Source organism: Ideonella flava (assembly GCF_051857595.1).
Taxonomy (GTDB): Bacteria; Pseudomonadota; Gammaproteobacteria; order Burkholderiales; family Burkholderiaceae_C; genus Ideonella.
This window is the reverse complement of sequence record NZ_JBPZHD010000004.1, coordinates 108,680-129,481: the sequence shown is the minus strand read 5'-3', so window position 1 is coordinate 129,481 and position 20,802 is coordinate 108,680. Positions and strand designations below refer to the sequence as shown.

The window sequence follows — 20,802 nt, the reverse complement described above, 5'->3', positions numbered from 1 at the left end:
AGTCTCAGTCGGCGTGGGTGGACGGTGCGGGCGTGTCGGCCGGCGCCTGCGGTGTCGGTGTCGGTGGGGCATCGCGCAGCAGCACGTCGCCCAGAGCGCCCTCGAGGATGCGGGGGGCGAGGGCGTCGTAGTCGAGCAGCAGGTCCAGCAGCGGGCCCTCCGCGATGTCGTCCTGGCGCCGCTCGATGAACCCGTGCCGCTCCAGGAGCTTGAGGTTGGCGTCCAGGCGGGTCTTCTTGCCCAGCTGGGTACCGAAGTCGGCCAGCAGGGCGCGGTACGAAACCACCGGGCTGACGCTGCGAGCACTCGGCACGGCCTTGGTCGAGCCGAACATCTCGACCTGCATCTGGCCCTCCGGCTCACTCGCACGCGCGGCCTGGCGCTCGCGCTTGGGCAGCACGATCAAGGACCACAGCACGATCAGCAAGGCCACTGCATCCCGCGGCAGGTCGAGGTTGTTGCTGGCGTTCAGGCCGTGCTCGCCGAAGACCGCGCTTTCGGTGCCCCGCTGCAGCGCGATCGTGACGTGGTCGGCGAAGACGTTGTCGACCAGGCGCAACCCGACTTCGCCGAGGCGGCGTTCGACGGCCTGCCACTGGTCGGCGTCGATCAGGGCGCGCTTGACGCGGGGATGGTTGCGCGGCAGCCAGCGCCGCGCCAGCAGCTCGGCGGCCAGCAGGGCCGCGTCGTCGGGAGGTGTGCTCATCGCGTGGGATTCGTCATCGGGCAGGTGCCGGCGCGGTGTCGTCGGCTTCGGGTGGGATGGGCAGGGCTTCGAAGGGCGGCGGCTCGGCGTGCGGCGGATGCAGGCAGCCGATGCTGGCGGCCGAGACCTCCGGCCACGGCAAGGATTGGACGCGGTCCGCCCAGCGTGGCCGCCAGGGCAGGCGGGCCAGGTCACCGGTGGCGCCCTTGAGCGCCTGGGATTGCGGGTCCCCGAGCAGCGGCATCAGCTGGGCGCGGTAGGCCACGGCGGCGTAGCGAGGGTCGGATCCGCCGGCCTGCAGCGCCTCGACCATGTCGCGGGCCGGCGCCGACGCGTCGTGCTGCCAGGCGGCCAGGGCCTGGATGAGCGCGTCCAGCTCCTTCGGCAGGGCCAGCGCGTGCAGTTCACCCGGTGGCGCCGAGGCGGCTTCGGGCAGCGACTCGGCCTGCAACACGGGGCGTTCGCGCTCGAACTCGGCCTCCGTGACGTCCAGCATGTCGTGGCCCATCACGAAGACTGGCCGCACCGGCAGCGCCAGCGCGTCGCCCAGCAAGGCGGCCGGGTCCGCCACGCCGCGCAGCCAGCGGCGCACGTCCGTGGTCGTGACGCCGGTGCTGCCCAGCGTCACGCGCTGGCGCTCCACCTGGTGCAGCGCCCGGTCAAACTGGCTTTTCATGGCCAGCAGCCGGGCCTGCGCCAGGCCGATGTCGCGCGCCAGGCGCAGGGTGCCCGGGTGCTCCTGTGCCGCGGCGGTGATGGCAGCCAGCACCTGGGACGCGCGGTCGATCAGCTCGAACACGCGCCCGTGCCGCTCGCGGGAGCGCCGCAGCCGGAACTCCGACCCGCTGGCGATGGCGTCGGCGAACTCGTCGTGCAGGCGCGCGAGCTGCGCCTGCAGGTGCTTGAGCTGCGATGGTTGAAGGGTGCCGAGCTGGTGGGCGCCTGCCACTTGCGCGAGCAGGCCGGCCAGCTCGGTGTCTTCGTCCGCCGACCGGGTCAACGGCGCCAGCAGGGCCATCAAACCCGCGGCTCGTGGCATCACGCTGTACTCCAGCGTGCCGGCGTCCCACTCGATCAGACCGGCGGCGCGCAGCGGGCGCAAGGCGAGGTCTAGGGCTTCCTCACGCAGGAGGTGGAAATGAAGGTTCAGGGTTTCGCGCGAGAGCCGAGCCTGCGGCAGCGTCATCAGCTCCATGAACACCCAAAGCCGCAGCTGCACCAGCGGCGGGCTGCCGGTGCACAGGCTGCGCAGGGCTTCGACCATCTCGGCCTGCTGGGCCAGTTGCCACCACAGCGGCGCGTCCATCGGCGCGGCGCCTTCGCGGAACCATTGCTGCGGGTCGGCTCGGTCGGCCGTGGCGTCTGGCGAGGTTTCGTCGGAAAGATTCATCTGCGTGCGCAGGGCAGTGGCGGGAGGCGAACAACAAGCCGATGAAACGGCCCGGGCGGCGATCTCGGTCGATGGTCAGCGGGCGCGCATGGGCATCAGGGGTGTCAGGTCGGCTTCGACGCTGGCCGATTGGGATCGAGGCGCCGATCCGGATTCTGAGCTCGGTGGCTTCCGGTCGACGGGCCGGTGGATCCCGTCATTCGGTCAGCCGCTTGACCCCTTGCAGCTCGCACGCATACACCGCATTGCGCAGGGCCGCGATGGCCTCGTAGCGGGTGAAGCTCTTGCGCCACGCCAGCACCACGCGGCGGCTGGGGACCGGTTCGGCGAAGGGGATGAAGACCACGTGGGCCTGGCGCTCGCGCGGCACCGACAGGGCAGGCACGACCGTCACGCCCATGCCGGAGGCGACCATGTGCTTGATGGTCTCCAGCGAGGAGCCCTCGAAGCTCTTCTTGATGCCTTCGGTGTCGCTGGAAAAGCGAGCGAACTCCGGGCACACCTCGAGCACGTGGTCGCGGAAGCAGTGGCCGGTGCCCAGCAGCAGCATGGTCTCCCGCTTGAGCTCCTCGGAGGTGATGCTCTGGCGCACGGCCAGCGGGTGCGTCCGAGGCACCGCGGCCATGAACGGCTCGTCGTACAGCGGCGCGATGGCCAGCCCGGCCTCGGGGAAGGGCTCGGCCATGATGGCGCAGTCGAGTTCGCCGGTGCGCAGCATGTCCAGCAGCCTGACGGTGAAGTTCTCCTGCAGGATGAGAGGCATCTGCGGGGTGTGCTCGATCGCGTTCTTCACCAGGTCGGGCAGCAGGTAGGGCCCGATGGTGTAGATGATCCCCAGCCGCAGCGGGCCGGCCAGCGGGTCCTTGCCGCGCTTGGCGATCTCGCGGATGCCCTGCGCCTGCTCGATGACCTGCTGGGCCTGGCGGACGATGGCTTCGCCCAGGGGCGTCATGCTGACCTCGGTGCTGCCGCGCTCGAAGATCTTGACGTCGAGCTCCTCCTCCAGCTTCTTGATCGCCACGGAGAGGGTGGGCTGCGATACGAAGCAGGCCTCGGCGGCACGGCCGAAATGGCGCTCGCGGGCGACGGCGACGATGTAGCGCAGCTCGGTCAGGGTCATCTGGCCCCCGTGGCGCTGCGCGCCGTTTCCACGCGGGGGAATTCGCCCTGGAGGCGGCTTGGCGTTCTCATGCCGGGATTGTGCGCAAGTTCGGCCAGGCCCATGTAAAAAGCCGCCCGGCCGGAGGGCGCGGGCGGCTTTGCCGCAGGGGCAGGAACTGCTTACGGGCGGTTGACGGCGGTCCAGGCGGCAGCCACCGCGTTCGCCTCGGGCGATCCGACGCCGTACAGGTCCTGGGCGGCCTTGATCGTGTCGGTGCGGGCCTTGGAGAAGGTCTCGCTGGCCGTCATGTAGACGCTGAGGGCGCGATACCAGATCTTCCCGGCCTTGTCGCGGCCGATGCCGGTGACGCTGCCGTTGCCGGTCGCCACGCGGGTGTTGCCCGCCACGCAGGTCTTGCTCGGGCTGCCGTTGGTCGTGCCTTCGGCCAGCAGGTAGTAGAAGTGGTTGGCCACGCCCGACGAGTAGTGCACGTCGAGGTTGCCCACGCCCGAGTACCAGCAGTCCGACGAGCCGCCGTCCTGGCTGGGGTTGACCATGTTGCGCAGCCACTGCCCCGGCGGCGAGATCTCTTCGCCGATCAGGTAGTCGCCCACGTCGTTGGCGTTGTTGGCGTAGTACTCGACCATCGAGCCGAAGATGTCGGAGGTGCCTTCGTTCAGGCCGCCCGACTCGCCCGAGTAGATCAGGCCGGCGGTGTGCTCGGTCACGCCGTGCGTCATCTCGTGGCCGGCGACATCGATGGCGACCAGCGGGCTGAAGAAGTTGCCGTCGCCGTAGGTCATGCGGCTGCCGTCCCAGAAGGCGTTGTCGTAGTTGCTCGAGTAGTGCACGCGGGAGTAGTAGCCGCGGCCGTCGTCGGCGATGCCGTTGCGACCGTGCACGTTCTTGTAGTAGTCCCAGGTCATGTTCTGGCCATAGGCGGCGTCCGCGGCGGCCGACTCGCTGCTGGACTCGGCGTTGTTGCCCCAGACGTTGTTGGTGTCCTTGTACTTCGTCTCGGTGAAGGTGCCGTTCTTCATGTCGACCACGTAGTGCTTGCCGCGGGTCACGTCCTTCAGGGTGTACTTGCCGGTGCCGGCCTTGAAGTTGTCGTGCAGCGGCACGTCGCCCGAGTACAGGGTCTTGCCGGTGCCGACGTCGTCGGCGGTGTGGATGTCGTCCCAGTGGTCGAGCACCTTGCCGCCCGCGCCGAGGATGACGTGGTGCACGCTGGGGGTGCCGTCGGCCTGCACCCCCTTGACGACCACGTCCCAGGCCAGCTGCGGCTGCACTTCACGCGCGTACACGACTTGCTTGAGGGAGTCGACCTTGCCTTCGCGGTGCGGGAAGGCGGCCATCGCCTTGGCCATCGCATCGCGCGAGGCCAGCGGCGACTTGGCGGTGTCCACGTTGATGCGCTGTGCGAGGCCGACCGTCACGTCTCGCAGCGCGCCGTTGGCGTGCAGGTGCACGACGAGGTCGCCACCGATCACGCGCAGGCCCTTGTAGGCGCGGTCCAGGCGCACGTGCTGGGCGCCGTCGGCGTCGACGACCAGGTCCTTCGCCTTGAAGCTGTCGCCGGCCGACACCAGGGCCGCCGCGGCGGCCTGGCCCTTCAGGTGTGCCAGCGCCTGCTTCACGGCGGGGTGGTCGGACGCCGGCATGGCGGCCTGGGCAGCAAAGGCGGCCAGCGAGGTCAGGGCGGCCAACACCGCACGATGGATGGTCGTGTATTGAGTCATGAGGTCTCCAGCACTGTGGAATGGGAATAACCGTGACGTTCGGCGGCACGCCGAAGCAGCAGTCTTTGCACCAGTGGCCGGCGCGGCGGCAGGTCCGGGTTCGGTGCTGCGCGCACTGTGTGCGCCGAGGCAGGCAGCGGCCATCCCGAGAACAGGGGGTCGCTCCAAGAAACCCTCACGCGCCTCGCCTTCGATGATTCTTGTTGAACATCGCCCGTGTTTCGCTCAGCGTCACACCAGTCAACAAAACGGGGCGCGCGCAGCGCCGCCCCCTCCAAGGGCGTGCGCGGATCCGGCTCTGCCGGTCCGCTGCGCGAGCCCCCTCGGGGGGCAGGCCCCGGGAGGGGCCGTGGGGGCCAACATTCCTTCCGCTGCGCGAGCCCCCGGGGGCAGGCCCCGGCAGGGGCCGTGGGGGCCAAAATTCCTTCCGCTGCGCGAGCCCCCTCGGGGGCAGGCCCCGGCAGGGGCCGTGGGGGCCCCAACTTCAAGCTTTCAGATAGTCGACCTGGTGCCCCAGCCAACGCAGCACCTGCGCCTGCGCGGCGTCGGGGTGGCGATCCAGCAGCATGGGCGCGGCGCGGCGCGCCTGCGCGAGCAACGGCGCGTCCTCGGCCAGGTCGGCGAAGCGCAGCAGCGCATCGCCCGATTGCCGCGCCCCCATGAATTCTCCCGGTCCGCGGATCTCGAGATCGCGGCGCGCGATCTCGAAGCCGTCGGTGGTCTCGGCCATTGCCTTCAGCCGGTGCTTGCCGCTGTCCGACAGGGGCGTCGAGTACATCAGCACGCAGACGCTGGCCACCTCGCCGCGGCCCACGCGGCCGCGCAGCTGGTGCAGCTGCGCAAGCCCGAATCGTTCGGCGTGCTCGACGACCATCAAACTGGCGTTGGGCACGTCGACGCCGACTTCGATCACGGTGGTGGCCACCAGCACGGCAATCTCGCCGGACTTGAAGCGCGCCATCACGGCGGCCTTCTCGGCGGTCTTCAGGCGGCCATGCACGAGGCCCACCTCATGACCGGGCAGCGCAGCGGACAGCACGGCGTGCGTCTCGGTTGCATTGCGCAGTTCGGTCAGCGGCTTGCCGCCTCGCGCCTTGCCTTCGGGCGGCGAGCCGTCGTCCTCCACCGCCTCCACCAGCGGGCAGACCCAGTAGACCTGCTGGCCCGCCTCCACCGCATCACGGATGCGGCCTATCAGTTCCTCGCGCCGGTGGTCCGCTATCAGCTTGGTGACGATGGGCGTGCGGCCCGGCGGCAGCTCGTCGATGGTCGAGACCTCGAGGTCGGCGAAGTAGCTCATCGCCAACGTGCGCGGAATGGGCGTCGCACTCATCATCAGCAGGTGGGCGGAAAGCGAAGACTCGGTGTCCTGCAGCTTGTGTCGCAGGGCCAGGCGCTGGGCGACACCGAAGCGGTGCTGCTCGTCGACCACCGCCAGCCCCAGCCGTGCGAAATGCACGTCGTGCTGGATCACCGCATGGGTGCCGACCACCAGCGCAGCATCGCCGCTCGCGACCTGCGCGAGCGCCTCTTCGCGCGCCTTGCCGCGGCGCGCGCCGGCGAGCCAGGCCACCTTCACGCCCAGCGGCTGCAGCCACTGCACGAGCTTGGCCACATGCTGCTCGGCCAGGATCTCGGTGGGCGCCATGAGCGCGCATTGCCAGCCGGCGTCGATCGCCACTGCGGCGGCGAGCGCCGCGACCACGGTCTTGCCGGCGCCCACGTCGCCTTGCAGCAGGCGATGCATCGGCCGGCCGGCGGCCAGATCCGCCGCGATCTCGGCCGACACGCGCTGCTGTGCACGCGTCAAGGCGAAGGGCAGCGTGGCCAGCAGCTTCTCGTGCAGGCCGCCCACGCGGGGCACCAGCATCGGCGCCGCATGGCGCCCGCGTTCGCGCCGGGCCTGTCCCTGCGCCAGCTGCTGGGCGAGCAGCTCCTCGAACTTCAGCCGCTGCCAGGCCGGATGGCTGTGGTCCTGCAGCGCAGCCAGCGGCGCCCCCGGCGGCGGGTGATGCAGGAGCTCCAGCGCCTGGCGCAGCGGGGGCAAGCCGGGCGGCACGATCCCCGGCGGCAGCAGCTCGGCGAGGTTCGCACGCTGCAGCCCCGAAGCCACGGCCTTGCGCAGGTAGCTCTGTGGCAGGGCGGCCGTGCTCGGGTAGACCGGCGTCAGCTCGGCCGCCAGGGGTGCCCCGTGCTCGATGGCCTTGAACTGCGGGTGGATCATCTCGCGGCCGAAGAAGCCGCCGCGCAGCTCGCCGCGCGCGCGCACCCGCACGCCGGCTTGCAAGGCCTTCTGGTGCGATGGGTAGAAATGCACGAAGCGCAGGACGAGCGTCTCGCCGCCGTCGTCGGCCGCCCGCACGACGAGCTGGCGCCGGGGGCGGAACTCGACCCTCGCGTCGCGCACCGTGACCTCGACCTGCACCGTTTCGCCCGGGTGCGCCTGCGACAGCGGCGTCAGCCGGGTCTCGTCCTCGTAGCGCAGCGGCAGGTGCAGGGCCAGCGCGAGCGGAGTGGTCAGCCCGAGCGACTGAAGCGCTCGCGCGGGACCCGAGCGCTGCGGGGCGGTCTTTGCGGCAGTGGCGGCGTCCGGGGCGGCGTCGGCGGGCGGCATGCGGGGCATTGTCGTCGCCGGACGGACACGGCCCGGGCATGCCGGATGCCACGGGCAGTGACGTCTTCTTGCGACTGCTCACTAACGTCGGGCCGGGTTGATCCGAAATGGCGGGAGAATGCGCCCGCCAGAATTCCCGACTTGATCTTTTCGCCCACTGCCATGCGTCTAGCTGTTCGACTGCTCGTGCTGATTGCCACCGTGTTGGGTCTGGGCGTGGCCTTCGCCTGGGCCTGGGATCAATCCGATGCGCGGGCGGACGCCCAGGCAGAGGTCGCTGCCGGCTCGCCGACGCTGCATGCCGACTCGCCGGCCAAGCGCTGAGCCAAGGAACCGAATGACCGCCGGCGGGCCCAAAGAGGGCACGCCGGTTGCTGGCGCGGCCGCAGCCGGCGTGGAACAATTCACACATCTCTTTCGCAGGCCGGTGAAGCCTCGAGGTCACGTCCCTTGTCCAGCCCGCGCTCCTACACCCTTGCCGATTTCGATTTCGCGCTGCCCGGCGAGCTGATCGCCCAGCATCCCAGCCCGCTGCGCAGCGCGTCACGCCTGCTCGACGGCCGGACCGATCGTCCGGTCGACCGCGTGTTCCGCGAGCTGCCCTCCCTGCTCGCGCCGGGCGACCTCCTGGTGTTCAACGACACCCGCGTCATCAAGGCCCGGCTGCTGGGTGAAAAGCCCACCGGCGGCGCCGTCGAAGCCCTGGTCGAGCGCATAGTGCCCGACGAGCCGGGCGAACCGCCCCACCAGGTGCTCGCCCACCTGCGCGCCAGCAAGTCGCCCCGGGCGGGCGGCTTCGTGCGCTTCGGGCTGGATGCCGGCACGCCGGGAGCCGGCTTCGACGCCGAGGTCCTGGGCCGCGCCGGGCCGGACGATTCCCTGTTCCGCCTCCGGTTTCCGGCCGATCCGCTGGGGTTGCTGCAGCAATACGGTCACGTGCCGCTGCCGCCGTACATCACCCACGCCGACGCGCCCGAGGATGCCGAGCGCTACCAGACGGTCTTCGCCGAGCGGCCGGGGGCGGTCGCGGCGCCCACCGCTTCGCTGCACTTCGACGAGCCCGTGCTCGCCGCATTGGCCGAGCGCGGCGTGCACAGCGCCCGGGTCACCCTGCACGTGGGCGCCGGGACCTTCCAGCCGGTGCGTACCGAGAACCTGGACGAGCACCGCATGCACAGCGAGTGGTTCGAGGTGCCCGGTTCCACCGTGCAGGCCATCGCCGAGGCTCGGGCCCGCGGCCGGCAGGTGATCGCCGCCGGCACCACCACGCTGCGCGCGCTCGAATCGGCAGCGCTGCGCTCGCCCGCGGGCCTGGACAGGCCCCAGCAGGGCGAGACCGACATCTTCATCCGCCCCGGCTTCGAGTTCCGGGTCGTGGATCGACTGATCACCAATTTCCACCTGCCCAAGAGCACGCTGATGATGTTGGTCAGCGCCTTCGCTGGCCATGAGCATGTGATGGCGCTGTACCACCACGCCATCGAGGCGCGCTACCGCTTCTTCAGCTATGGCGACGCGATGCTGTTGGCGCGCGCCCGCCCCTCGGGGCCATGAACGCCTTGCCATTCGGGCGGGCGGCCGAGGCGGCCGATCCCGGCCTGGCGGCGGCCGAAAAGCGGCTGGCCGAATGGCATCTCCTCCTGGACAGAATGGCGAGCCTGCTGCAAACGCCGGCAGCCGAAGGATTTGAAGGCGCGATCCGCGCGCTGGCCGACGAGCTGGCGGCGCTCGTGCAGGGCGATCCGGACATGGCGCAGGCCCTGCTCGTGCATCCGGACTTCTGCGCCGCGCATCCGTACAGCGTCGCCCACTCGGCCCATGTCGCGGCCACCTGGGCGGTGCTGGGACTGCGGCAGGGCAGCGGGGCCGCCGAGATGTCGGTCCCGCTGGCCGCGGCGCTCACCATGAATCTCTCGATGCTGGCGCTGCAGGATCAGCTGACGCACCAGGACGCGCCGCTCAAGCCCGAGCAGCGGGAGCAGATCCGCCGGCACCCGGCGCAGAGTGCCGCCCTGTTGCGCGGTGCGGGCATCACCGATCCCCTCTGGCTCGGCATGGTGGAGCAGCACCACGAGACGCCCTCCGGCGCCGAGCCCCTGCCCGAGGCGAGGCGCCTGCGCATGATCGACGTCTACTGTGCCTGCTTCGGGTCTCGCGTCCGGCGCCACCCGCTGCTGCCCGACCAGGCGGTCCGGCGCCTTTACCAGCAGCATCCGCAGGAACCGACGGCGCTCGCGCTCGGCCACGCCTTCGGCCTGTACCCACCGGGCACGGTGGTGCGGCTCGCCTCGCTCGAGCTCGCGCTGGTGGTTCGGCGCGGCCGGGCGGCGAACACGCCGGTCGCCGCCGCGCTGCAGGGCGCGGGTGGAGAGGCCCTGGCGAATCCGGCCCGGCGCGACACCGCCCAGCCGGGCTACACGGTGGTGGCGGCGGTGACGCCGGCCCTGCTGCGGGCCCGCATCCCGTGGGCGCTGCTGTTCACGCTGTGCTGAGCTGGAGCATCCCGGCTGTCACGCGGTGCGCCGCCGCGCAGCGCCGCTGCTCCATCCTGGCAAAACGCCGGGCGCTCTTGATCTGACGCAATCGCGCGGACGCGCCGCTGCCTATGGTGGGGTCAATCGACCTCAAGGAGCCCACCATGAAACCCCTGTTGATCACCACACTGACCGCCGTCCTGGCGGCCGCGGGAGCGGCCCACGCGGCCTCCAGCGACGACGCGATGCTGACGCTGGCCTCCCACAGCGGCTGCATGGCCTGCCATCACGTCGACCCGGGCGCCAAGGGCCCGGACGGCCTGCCGCCGGTCGGCCCGTCCTGGCGGGACGTCGCCGCCAAGTACCGCGGCCAGAAGGACGCCGAGGGCAACCTCACCACCACCGTCCTGAAGGGCTCCAACCCCTACGACAGCCACTGGAAGGGCAAGGCCAGCGGCCTGGCCATGCCGCCCAACAAGGTGGCGATCAGCGAAGGCGACGCGAAGAAGCTGGTGCACTGGATCCTGGCCCTGGGCCCGAATTAGCCAGGAATGCGGGCGGCAGAAGCCGCCTGCATTCCTGGCTTGCGCCCATCCATGGGCTCCCCCTAGCCCCCTCCAAGAGGGCGGCTCCAGCATGTAGTGGGCTCCCACCAGCCTCCCTCCGAGAGGGAGGCTCTGGCCAGAGTGACGAGATGGTCGTGCCGGTTGATGGACTGGCTGGAGCCGCCCTCTTGGAGGGGGCTCGGGGGAGCCGGATGTTCTGCCCGGGCCCGGGAGCCGAAGCGGCTCCCGGGCCGGGCGACAATCCGGCCCATGCTCGAGTTCGAACTGCTGTCCACCGAGGGCCTGGCACGGCGTGGCCGCCTGCGGCTGAACCACGGCGTCGTGCAGACGCCGATCTTCATGCCGGTGGGCACCTACGGCACCGTCAAGGGCGTGCTGCCGAGCTCGCTGGTCGAGATGAATGCCCAGATCATCTTGGGCAACACATTCCACCTGTGGATGCGCCCGGGGCTGGACGTGATCCGCAGCTTCGGCGGGCTGCACCGCTTCGAAGGCTGGACCCGGCCCATCCTCACCGACTCGGGCGGCTTCCAGGTCTGGTCGCTGGGCGACATGCGCAAGATCAGCGAGGAGGGCGTGCACTTCGCCTCGCCGGTCAATGGCGACAAGCTCTTCCTCACGCCCGAGGTCAGCATGCAGATCCAGAGCGTGCTGGACTCGGACATCGTGATGCAGTTCGACGAGTGCACGCCCTACTACCAGGGCGACAAGTCGGCCGGCCACATCACCACCGAGGCCGAGGCGCGCTCGTCGATGGAGCTCAGCCTGCGCTGGGCGCGGCGGTCGAAATCGGAGTTCGAGCGGCTGGCCAATCGCAACGCCTTGTTCGGCATCGTGCAGGGCGGCATGTTCGAGTCGCTGCGCGAAGCGTCGCTGGCCTCGCTCGTCGAACTCGACCTGCCCGGCTACGCCGTCGGCGGCGTCTCGGTGGGCGAGCCCAAGGACGAGATGCTGCGCATCATGGCGCACACGCCGCATCGATTGCCGGCACACAAGCCGCGCTACCTGATGGGCGTGGGCACGCCCGAGGACCTGGTCGAAGGCGTGGCCTGCGGCGTCGACATGTTCGACTGCGTGATGCCCACCCGAAACGCTCGCAACGGCCACCTGTTCACCCGCTTCGGCGACCTGAAGATCCGCAACGCCCGCCACAAGCAGGACCAGCGGCCCATAGACGAGAGCTGCGCCTGCCACGCCTGCGCCGGCGGCTTCAGCCGCGCCTACCTGCACCACCTGGAGCGCTGCGGCGAAATGCTGGCGCCCATGCTGGCCACCCTGCACAACCTGCACTACTACCTGAACCTGATGCAGGAGATCCGTGACGCGCTGGAAGCGGGGCGCTTTGCCGAGTTCCGCCAGCGCTTCGCGGCCGATCGCGCGCGCGGGGTCTGAACCCGCGGCCGCTAGACCAGCGGCCCGGCCCCGCCCCATTCCCTTTCTCGAACCGATTCTTCCCATGGCGACTACCACCCGGCGCCGCAAGCCGGCCCCGGCCGACTCGGCCACGTTCGACCTGCTCGACGCAGGCCCCGAGGCTTCGACGGCTCCCGTTCCCACCGATCCACCGGCCGCCGAATCGGAGGCGGCCCCTGAAGCCACCCTGCCGGCCAAGCGCCCACGGGCTCCGCGCAAGCGCACCGCGAAAGCTGCGGAGTTGCCGCTGGAGGACGCCGCCAGCGAAGTGCTGGCGGCCGAGCCCGCCACGGCCGAGGAAGCGGCTGTCTCCGGAGAAGCGCCCCCTCCAGCGCCAAAGGCGAAGCGACGAGGCGGACGGGCAGCGGCGCCGGACGTGCAGGAGCCCGAAGCGCTTGCAGCGGCCGAGCCGGCCGCAGACGTCCCGCCGGCCGGCGAGCCAGCCGAGCCGGAGGCCGAAGCGCCCGCGCCCGTCGAGGTGGAGCCGCTGCCGTTCATCGAACCGCTGGAACCGGTCGAACCGGAGCAAGCTCCCGAACCCGCGCCGCCGGTCCGCGAAACCAGTCAGCTCACGCTGGAGGAGGGCCTTCAGCGACGCGTTTGCTGGCAGGCCGGCTCGCGCTGCCCCGGCACGCTGAGCCAGGCCGTGCAGCGCTGGCAAGCGCAACGCGGAGCGTCGGAACTGGCGTTCGGCCACCTCGACGAGCTCAGCGAACTGCTGGCCATCGCCGCCCGCACCGGCCACACGGTCGAGGTCGACGAGGCCGTCTGGTCGCACCTGGCACGGCTGTCGGACCTGCAGGGCCGGATCGCCCACCTCGAATCGCGACACCCGCAGGGGCTGGACCCCGCGGCCCAGCCCGAGGGCAGCCTGCTGGCCGGCTGGCGCGCCTGCCAGCTCGAAGCGGCCTTCTTCGCCGCCTGCGTGGGCCGCTGCGTGCTGGCCGACGAGCCGGCGCTGGAGCCCGAGAACGAACTGCTGCTCGCCGCGCGGCTGGTGATGCAGCACTTCGGCACGGGCGCGCCGGTGGTGCTGGCGCCGGCGGATGCGCACGCGGGCTGGCAGGCGGCCTGGAGCCGCGTCTGGCCGGCCGACGCGCCGGCCGGGCCGCCCGCGCTGGTCGTGCTGTCGCCCGGCGAAGCGGTGCCCGAGGGCACCGAGTTGCTGTTGCTCGATCAACGCCAGCGGCCGGATGTCGCAGCCACCGAGGCGCCCGCATCCCAGGCGGCCGCATGGCTGTGGGTGCTCGCGCCCCACGACCTGCTGGAGCGCCCCGAGGCCTTGCCGTTGTTCACCGCCGTGGACCAGCTTCGCCAGGGCGGCCTCGCCACCTGGCAGGCCGAAGGCAATGTCGACGCGCTCGCGGCGGTGCTGCTGGCCCGTCGCTTTGCCGATGTCGCCTCGCAGTGGCCGGCCTGGGCGCCGACGGTGCGTACCACGGCCACGCCGGTCGGCGAGGCCTCGTTGCGAGACGAACTTGCCCAGCGCCTGGCCCGTTGGCAGCGCAGCGGCTTCCTGGCGGACAGCGATCAGCTGGCCCTGCGGCGGACCGTGGCCTCCCTGTGGGCCGCGGCCCGCGCGGCCAACATCGCGGCATTGCCCGCGTTGCTCGGCGACGCCCTGTCGGGCGGGGCGGGCCGCATCGTCGTCTTCAGCGAGGACGCGGCGCTGCTGCCCGAGCTGGCCGCGACCCTGCAGGCCACCGGGCTGCCGGTCGAAGCCTTGCCGGCCGCCGGCTCGCCGCGTCTGGCCGAGCAGGCCCTGCGCGCCTTCCGCGAGGCCGAGGGGCCGCGAATCCTGCTGGTGGCCGACGGCCCGGAAGGCGCCGAGCAGCGCATCGGCGTGCAGCTCGCAGCACCCATCGTGATCCACCTCGACACGCCCTGGCACGCCGACGCGTTGGCGCGCCGCCTGCAGCGCGTCCGCCCCGGCGGCAGCCAACGAGAAGTGCCGGTGTGGCAACTGCTGCCCGAGGCCAGCCTGATGGCCCGTCGTGCGCAATCGCTGCCGGTCGACGCGGGCGCCGGCACGCGCCTGTCGGGCGCGTTGCTGCGAGGTCCCGTGCTCGAGGCCTGGCTGCAGGAACTCGCTGCGCTGCTGTGAAGCACCGGCGCGAGTCCAGCGAGCTCGGCGGCCGGCCGTCCACCAGCCGCTGGAGCAGGCTGCTGCGCGCGTCATGGCAATGGCCGCTGGCCCTGCTGATCCTGTTCGAGGAATGGGGCTGGGAGCCGCTGCAGCGCGCGCTGGCCTGGCTGGGCGAGAAGCTCGGCCTGACGGCGGTGGCGGACTGGATCCGGCGCCTGCCGCCTTATGCCGCGCTGGCCTTGTTCGCCGTGCCGGCGCTGGCCCTGCTGCCCATCAAGCTGCTCGCGCTCTGGCTCATCGGCCAGGGCCGCGCCTTGCTGGGCGCCATGGTGATCCTGGCCACCAAGGTCATAGGCACCGCCATCGTGGCGCGGCTGTTCACCCTGACCCAGCCGGCCCTGATGCGCCTGGCCTGGTTCGCCCGCCTGTATGCACGCTGGAGGGCCTGGAAGGAGTCGCTGCTCGCCTGGGCCCGCGCCTCGGCGGCCTGGCAGGCGGCGCGCTTGTGGCGAAGGCGCGTTCGCATGCAGTGGCGGCGCTGGCGCGGCTCATGGAGCTGAAGCGCCGGCGAGGAATCAGGATCACGGCACGCCCATGAAGACGACGGACAACAACATCCAGGCCGCCCGCGTCGAGGCGGTCGCGCGCCGCGAGCCTCGGCGCCTGTGGCTGCGGGTGGCGGCTGGGGCGACGCTGTCGCTGCTGGTCGCGGGCGCCGGCCTGGTCTGGCACCTCGCCTTTCGCGCGCCTGGCGACGAGCCGCTTCCGCTGCCCGGCGGCCTCGTCTCCGCCGCCACGCCGCAAGGGCAGCGCCTGCTGGCGGAGAGCACGCCCCAGGCCGACCATGCACCGCTCAGTGCTGCCTTCGAGCGCCAGCGCCGCCCCGCCTTCTGCGGCGTGGCGAGCTCGGTGATGGTGTTGAACGCGCTGCACCCGGAGGGGCCGCGACTCACCCAGGACCGTTTCTTCGACGACTGGCCCACCGAGATGCGGGTCACCTTCAACGGCATGACCCTGCAGGAACTGGCCGGCTTGTTGCGCCAGCGCGGCGCCCATGCCGAACCCGTGTTCGCGCAAGACAGCAGCCTCGAGGCCTTTCGCGCCATCGCCACGGCGAACCTGGGCCGCCCCGGCGACTACATCCTCGTGAACTACCAGCGCGCCACGCTGGGGCAGCGGGCCGGCGGCCACATCTCCCCGCTGGCCGCCTACCACCCGGCCACCGACCGCTTCCTCCTGCTCGATGTCGCCGCCTACCGCTACCCGCCCACCTGGGTGACCGCGTCAGACCTGTGGGCGGCCATGAACACGCTCGACGACTCGTCCGGAAAGACACGGGGCTTCGTGCTGGTTCGTGGCACGCCCCGCCTCTGACAAACTTCGCGGAACGGAGGGGATGAAGTCCCATGAGCGGAGCGCATAGCCGGATCACGGTGACCGGGTCACCCATCTCAGCGGCCCTGAAGTTCGAGCGCAGCATTCGCGCGGATGTGCACAGTCGCCGGTGGGTACGAGTCCATGTGCTCCTGATCGGACTCGTCACCTTCGGCCTGCTGTGGGGCATCTCGCACACGCTTCTGCTGGCCGGGATCGACTCCCTCGCACTGCGCCACGGCGTGGCGCTCCTGGGGGCCTATGTCATCTACCTTGGGCTGCTGTGGGCGTGGTGCCGATGGCTCATTTCGCGAGATGAGGCATCGCTCGACGGCGGCGACCTGAGCTTCGATCTGCCTGGCATGGGGTCCAGCGGCAACGGCTCGGCCGATGCCGCGGTCTTCCGGTCAGGCGGCGGAGGAGATTTTGGTGGCGGGGGTGCCAGCGGCGGCTTCGATGCTGCAGACGGCGTGGCGGTGGCCGACTGCGCAAGCCCACCGGTGGGAGAGGCTGCCTCTACCGTGGCAGAGGCGATCGGCAGCGCGGACGATGGCGCGGTGGTGCTGGTCCCGCTGGCTTTGGCCATCGGAGTCGCGGTGGCGCTGGCCACCGTGCTGGGCTTTGCGGTCTTCGGGCTCTTCGGTGTCGAAGTCCTGATGGGCGTCGCGGTGGAGATCGCCTTCGCTTCGGCCGGAGGCGCCCTGGCATTGAAGGCGCAGCGCGAGGGCTGGCTGGCTCATGCCCTGCGGCGCACGTGGGGGCCGCTGGCCGTCGTCATGGCGATCACCGTCCTGACCGGCCTGGCGATCGGTCACTGGCTGCCAGAGGCGAAGACCCTGCCGCAGGCGCTGGCGCGGCTGTTCTGAACGCGAGTCCGCCGGGGCCGTGGGCTCCCCTCAAACCCCGCTGCGCTCCCCGTGAAAACGGTCCAGCTCGGCCCGCAGGGCCTCCAGGGTCACCGCCCGCTCGTCCCGGTAGAACATGTTGTAGCTCTCGAAGGGGATCATCTTCCCGTCGGGCCGGGCGAAGTGGATGCAGCTCTTCTTCAGGGCGCGGATGTCTAGGCCGCGGGCGTCCATGAACTGAACGATCAGCACGCGGAAGACGCGCTGGTAGTCCAGCTCCGCGGGTGCCGCGATCTGCGGCAGGCAGCACATCAGCTCGGACAGGCAGCTGGCCTGCGACTCCGGCGAGTGGTTGGTCGAGAAGAGCTTGAAGACCTGGCCCTTGAGCCGGGGGTCGCGCTCGAAGACGATGGTGTTGCTGCTGGCCTCGACCAGCGTGGTCGGGTCGAGGTAGCGGGTCAGCGGCTGCAGCTGCCCGTCGTCGCCGCGCAGGGCGTAGGCCATGGCCAGCGTGTCCGGGTTGCACGGCACGGGCACCACGTCCTCGGCGGTGAACAGGCCCGATTGCTCGACGATGCGGCGGCGCACTTCGCTCACGGTGAGGCGGTGCCTGGCGGCTTCGTAGGCCTCGTTGCGGCCGGCATCCTGCACCGGCTGCAGCGTCACGCCGCGCACGCAGCGCTGCGCGGCGGCGAAGCGGATCACGTCGCCGATCTCCTCGTCGTTGATGCCGCGCTTGACGGTCATCACGAGCGTGGTGGAGATGTTCAGGGCATTGAGCCGCTCCAGCGCGTCCTGCCGGATGCGGCGCAGGTCGGCACCACGCAGGTCCATCAGCGGCTCGCGCTGGAGCGAATCGAACTGCAGGTAGACCTCGAAGCCCGGCGCGTAGGTGGCCAGCCTTTCGGCGAAGCCCGGCTCCTGCGCGATGCGGATGCCGTTGGTGTTGAGCATCAGGTGGCGGATGGGCCGCGCCTTGGCCGCGTCGAGGATGTCGAACAGTCGCGGATGCAGCGTGGGCTCGCCGCCGGAGATCTGCACGACGTCGGCCTGGCCTTCGCTGGCCACCACGGCGTCCAGCATGGCGATCACCTCCTCGAACGAGCGATGCGTGAGCCGCTCCGGGCCGGAGGCGGCATAGCAGGTGGGGCAGCGCAGGTTGCAGTGGTCGGTGATCTCGACGATGGCCAGGCAGCTGTGCTGCATGTGGTCCGGGCACAGGCCGCAGTCGTAGGGGCAGCCGTGGCGCATGGCGGTGGCGAAGCGCTGCGGCATCTCCGGCGGCTTGACGTAGACCTCGCGGCACAGGCGGTAGTAGTCGACGTCGTCGCTGACCAGCACGCGCTCGGTGCCGTGCGCGGGGCACCACTTGTCCATGTAGACCCGATCGTCCTTGAAGACGATCTTGGCCTCGACCTGGCGCAGGCAGCGGGTGCAGACCGACTGCGTGGTGTCGTAGAAGAGGTAGGGGCGGGTCTTGCGGTCTGAACTCATGCGGGCTGGATTCGAGGCGTGAGCCGACGCGAGGCGCGCCAGACGAGCGGCAGGTACACGGCGAGTGCGACGAAGCAGACCCACTGGATGCCGGACAGGCCGAAGGGATAGGGCACGCGAACGGGCTTGAGCGTGTCGACCAGGAGGCGCCAGGCTAGGTAGGCGGCCAGGAAGAGCTTGAACTGCAGGCCGGCCACGGGGGCCAGGACCTCGCGCGATCGCCACAGCAGGCCGCCGAGTCCGAGCAGGAAGACGATCTCGTAAAGCGGCGAAGGGTGCCGCGCGACGCCGTCACCCAAGTCCACGCCCCAGGGCAGCGTGGTCGCCAGCCCGTAGGTGTCGTCGTGCAAGCCGGCGAGGAAGCAGCCGATGCGACCGATCGCAATGCCCGCCACCAGAGGCAGAACCAGCGCGTCGCCGGTGCTGCGGGTCTGGCCGGTGATCCATTTCGAGAGCTCCACGCCGATGAGCCCGCCGAGCAGCCCGCCGACGACGCTCTGGCCCGGCATGACCCACTCGCCGGACAGCAGGCGCTGCCAGACGTCGGGGCGTTCGATGAGGAACACGGCCTTGTTGCCGATCGCCGCACCGAGCAGCAGGCCGACGACCACGGCGAAGTTGCCACTGTGCAGCGGGCCGCCGCGGCCCTGGCCGCGAAGGGCACGGCGGTACAGCCATACGCCCAGCGCGATGCCACCGTACTCGAAGACGCCATGCAGCGCCGCCGCCGTCGCAGCATCGAATGCGACGATCACTGCTTGCGTTTGCCCAGATAGCGCAGCAGCGTGCGCACGCACAGCCACGTCAGCGCGCCACCGATCAGCAGCGAGGGCAGCGCGATCGACAGCATGTCGAGCTCGCGGCCGCCGCCGCCGAGGCCTCCGATGGTGAAGGCGGCGCCGCACAGCGTGACGCATCCGAAGCCGCCGATGGCGACGAGCAGCAGCAGCACCACGATGAAGCGGACGAAGCCGCTGGGCCCCGAAGGGGCGACCGGCTGCTCGGTCGGCTGCAGGCTCGGCTCTTCGCTCATGCCGCGGCCTCGCGGTTCTCGAGCAGCACCCGTTCGCCATGGGCAACGAGCAGGCCGTGCACTGTTTCACGCAGGCCCTCCGGCGTGACGCGCTCGGGCGCGATCGGCTCGGCAGCCGCCACGGTCACGCGGCTGAAGAGCCCGCGCCGGAAGGGCCTGACCATCGCCCGGCCGCCTTCGGCGCGCGAGAAGAACGAGCCCCACAGGTTGACCAGAGCCACCGCCACGACAGGCACCGGCCGGCGCTCGAGGATCTTCATCACGCCGCCCTTGAAGACCTGCAGCTGGCCGTCGGAGGTGATGCCGCCTTCGGGGAAGATGCCCAGCAGGTCGCCCTCGGCCAGCACCGCGTCGGCCGCGGCGAAGGCCGCTTCGTAGGCCGCGGGATCTTCGCCGCGCGGCGCGATCGGGATGGCCTTGGCCAGCTTGAACAGCCAGCCCAGCACCGGCACCTTGAAGATACGGTGGTCCATCACGAAGCGGATGGGGCGCGGGCTCGCGGCCATCAGCAGCACCGCGTCGACGAAGCTCACGTGGTTGCACACGATGATCGCCGGGCCGGTGGCCGGGATGTGGGCGTCGTCCACCAGCCTGAGGCGGTAGACGAAGCGCGACAGCATCCACGCCAGGAAGCGCAGCAGGTACTCCGGCACCAGCAGGAAGATGTAGGCACCGACGACCAGGTTGGCCAGCGCGATCAGGCCGAACACCGCCGGGATGCTCACGCCGGACGACAGCAGCGCGCCGACGATCACCGCGCTGGCGATCATGAACAGCGCGTTGAGGATGTTGTTGGCCGCGATGATGCGGGCGCGGTGGCTGGCCGGCGAGCGCAGCTGGATGAGCGCGTACATCGGCACGCTGTACAGGCCCGCCGAGAGCGAGAGCAGGAAGAGATCGGCCAGCACGCGCCAGTGGGCACCGATCGAAAGGAACTCGCCCACCCCGTGCAGGCCGCTGCCCTCGGCCAGGCCGCGCGAGGCGAAGTACAGGTCCCCCGCGAAGACCGTCATGCCGATCGCGCCCAGCGGCACCAGGCCGATCTCCACGTGCCGGCGGCTCAGCGTCTCGCACAGCAGCGAGCCGATGCCGACGCCCAGCGAGAACACCACCAGCAGCAGCGAGGCGACCTGCGGGCTGCCGTGCAGCACGTCCTTGGAGAACGACGGGAACTGCGAAAGGAACACCGCGCCGAAGAACCACATCCACGAGATGCCCAGCAGCGAGCGGTAGACGGCGATGTTCTCCTTGGCGAGCATGAGGTTGCGCCAGGTCTCGCTCACCGGGTTCCAGTTGACCTTCAGCCCGGGCGCGTTGGAGGGCGTGGGAGGCACCCCTTGCGCCGCGATGCGGCCCAGCACCGCGAGCGCCAGGCATCCCAGCCCCACTGCGTGCGTGCCCGGCAGCCAGGCATCGGCCGGCAGGTCGATCAGCAGGCCTCCGGCCAGGTTGCCCAGCAGGATGGCGACGAAGGTGCCCATCTCGATCATGCCGTTGCCGCCGGTGAGCTCGTGCTCGGCCAGGTGCTGCGGCAGGTAGGCGTACTTCACCGGGCCGAACAGCGTGCTGTGCAGGCCGAGCAGGAAGATGCAGCCCAGCAGCAGCGCGACGAGGTTGGTGAACAGGCCGATCGCGCCCAGCACCATGATGAGGATCTCGAGGTTCTTCACCAGCCGGGTCAGCGTCGCCTTGTCGTACTTGTCCGCCAGCTGGCCTGAGGTGGCCGAGAACAGCAGGAAGGGCGCGATGAACACCGCGCCTATCACCAGGCCCGCCAGCGCCGGCGGCAGCCAGCCGACGCTCAGCTGGTAGGTCACCAGCATGGTGAAGGCGAACTTGAAGATGTTGTCGTTCGCCGCGCCCAGGAACTGCGTCCAGAAGAATGGCGCGAAGCGGCGCTGGCCTAGCAGCGAGAACTGGCTGCCGTGGGCGGATGACATGGGGAGCTCCCTCGGGTGACTTG

The 20,802-nt window shown here is 70.7% G+C and carries 18 protein-coding genes; 9 read left to right on the top strand and 9 right to left on the bottom strand.

Annotated elements, in window-relative coordinates; all coding sequences use genetic code 11:
* Nucleotides 1-4: 4 nt before the first annotated feature.
* The 5 genes from ACS5PM_RS09715 to recG all read right to left on the bottom strand — a co-directional run bounded on the left by ACS5PM_RS09715 (nucleotide 5) and on the right by recG (nucleotide 7,563).
* Entirely contained in the window at nucleotides 5-706 is a 702-nt protein-coding gene (locus ACS5PM_RS09715) for a hypothetical protein (RefSeq protein ID WP_439387408.1), read from the bottom strand.
* Between the two features lie 13 nt (nucleotides 707-719).
* A complete protein-coding gene (locus ACS5PM_RS09710) occupies nucleotides 720-2,096 on the bottom strand; it encodes an amino acid adenylation domain-containing protein (protein ID WP_439387407.1) in 1,377 nt (458 codons plus the stop codon).
* 196 nt (nucleotides 2,097-2,292) lie between these two features.
* Nucleotides 2,293-3,216, bottom strand: coding sequence for a LysR substrate-binding domain-containing protein (locus tag ACS5PM_RS09705; RefSeq protein WP_439387406.1), 924 nt, complete (start codon nucleotides 3,214-3,216; stop codon nucleotides 2,293-2,295).
* Between the two features lie 161 nt (nucleotides 3,217-3,377).
* Nucleotides 3,378-4,940, bottom strand: coding sequence for a M4 family metallopeptidase (locus ACS5PM_RS09700; RefSeq protein WP_439387405.1), 1,563 nt, complete (start codon nucleotides 4,938-4,940; stop codon nucleotides 3,378-3,380).
* 484 nt (nucleotides 4,941-5,424) lie between these two features.
* Nucleotides 5,425-7,563 (bottom strand): ATP-dependent DNA helicase RecG, encoded by a 2,139-nt coding sequence (recG, locus tag ACS5PM_RS09695; RefSeq protein WP_439387404.1) that lies wholly within the window; start codon nucleotides 7,561-7,563, stop codon nucleotides 5,425-5,427.
* Between the two features lie 132 nt (nucleotides 7,564-7,695).
* On the opposite strand from recG, the gene ACS5PM_RS09690 reads away from it, so the two are divergent.
* The 9 genes from ACS5PM_RS09690 to ACS5PM_RS09650 all read left to right on the top strand — a co-directional run bounded on the left by ACS5PM_RS09690 (nucleotide 7,696) and on the right by ACS5PM_RS09650 (nucleotide 16,333).
* Nucleotides 7,696-7,878, top strand: coding sequence for a hypothetical protein (locus ACS5PM_RS09690; protein ID WP_439387403.1), 183 nt, complete (start codon nucleotides 7,696-7,698; stop codon nucleotides 7,876-7,878).
* A 126-nt stretch (nucleotides 7,879-8,004) separates the two neighbouring features.
* A complete protein-coding gene (gene queA / locus ACS5PM_RS09685) occupies nucleotides 8,005-9,108 on the top strand; it encodes a tRNA preQ1(34) S-adenosylmethionine ribosyltransferase-isomerase QueA (protein WP_439387402.1) in 1,104 nt (367 codons plus the stop codon).
* Nucleotides 9,105-10,046: an HD-GYP domain-containing protein gene (locus ACS5PM_RS09680; protein ID WP_439387401.1), complete on the top strand. Its 942-nt coding sequence runs from the start codon at nucleotides 9,105-9,107 to the stop codon at nucleotides 10,044-10,046. The genes queA and ACS5PM_RS09680 overlap by 4 nt, the downstream gene beginning before the upstream one ends.
* A 146-nt stretch (nucleotides 10,047-10,192) precedes the next feature.
* The gene (locus ACS5PM_RS09675) at nucleotides 10,193-10,573 is read left to right on the top strand and encodes a c-type cytochrome (RefSeq protein ID WP_439387400.1); all 381 of its coding nucleotides are present in this window, start codon (nucleotides 10,193-10,195) and stop codon (nucleotides 10,571-10,573) included.
* Between the two features lie 270 nt (nucleotides 10,574-10,843).
* Nucleotides 10,844-11,986, top strand: a complete 1,143-nt coding sequence (gene tgt, locus ACS5PM_RS09670) for a tRNA guanosine(34) transglycosylase Tgt (protein ID WP_439387399.1) — start codon at nucleotides 10,844-10,846, stop codon at nucleotides 11,984-11,986.
* Between the two features lie 64 nt (nucleotides 11,987-12,050).
* Nucleotides 12,051-14,111: a hypothetical protein gene (locus tag ACS5PM_RS09665; RefSeq protein ID WP_439387398.1), complete on the top strand. Its 2,061-nt coding sequence runs from the start codon at nucleotides 12,051-12,053 to the stop codon at nucleotides 14,109-14,111.
* Nucleotides 14,108-14,653, top strand: coding sequence for a hypothetical protein (locus ACS5PM_RS09660; RefSeq protein ID WP_439387397.1), 546 nt, complete (start codon nucleotides 14,108-14,110; stop codon nucleotides 14,651-14,653). The genes ACS5PM_RS09665 and ACS5PM_RS09660 overlap by 4 nt, the downstream gene beginning before the upstream one ends.
* A gap of 34 nt (nucleotides 14,654-14,687) precedes the next feature.
* Entirely contained in the window at nucleotides 14,688-15,467 is a 780-nt protein-coding gene (locus ACS5PM_RS09655) for a phytochelatin synthase family protein (RefSeq protein WP_439387396.1), read from the top strand.
* Nucleotides 15,468-15,613: 146 nt separating this feature from the next.
* Entirely contained in the window at nucleotides 15,614-16,333 is a 720-nt protein-coding gene (locus ACS5PM_RS09650; protein WP_439387395.1) for a hypothetical protein, read from the top strand.
* Between the two features lie 30 nt (nucleotides 16,334-16,363).
* Here ACS5PM_RS09650 and ACS5PM_RS09645 read toward each other — a convergent pair whose 3' ends face one another.
* From ACS5PM_RS09645 to ACS5PM_RS09630, 4 genes are read right to left on the bottom strand one after another with little or no spacing between them, the layout of a single operon-like run.
* A complete protein-coding gene (locus tag ACS5PM_RS09645; protein WP_439387394.1) occupies nucleotides 16,364-17,806 on the bottom strand; it encodes a radical SAM protein in 1,443 nt (480 codons plus the stop codon).
* The gene (locus ACS5PM_RS09640) at nucleotides 17,803-18,561 is read right to left on the bottom strand and encodes a prolipoprotein diacylglyceryl transferase family protein (protein ID WP_439387393.1); all 759 of its coding nucleotides are present in this window, start codon (nucleotides 18,559-18,561) and stop codon (nucleotides 17,803-17,805) included. Before ACS5PM_RS09640 ends, ACS5PM_RS09645 begins: the two co-directional genes overlap by 4 nt.
* On the bottom strand, nucleotides 18,558-18,839 hold the full coding sequence (locus tag ACS5PM_RS09635; protein WP_439387392.1) for a hypothetical protein: 282 nt from the start codon (nucleotides 18,837-18,839) through the stop codon (nucleotides 18,558-18,560). Before ACS5PM_RS09635 ends, ACS5PM_RS09640 begins: the two co-directional genes overlap by 4 nt.
* Complete coding sequence (locus ACS5PM_RS09630; protein ID WP_439387391.1) at nucleotides 18,836-20,779, bottom strand: MFS transporter; 1,944 nt, start codon at nucleotides 20,777-20,779, stop codon at nucleotides 18,836-18,838. The genes ACS5PM_RS09635 and ACS5PM_RS09630 overlap by 4 nt, the downstream gene beginning before the upstream one ends.
* Nucleotides 20,780-20,802: the final 23 nt, after the last annotated feature.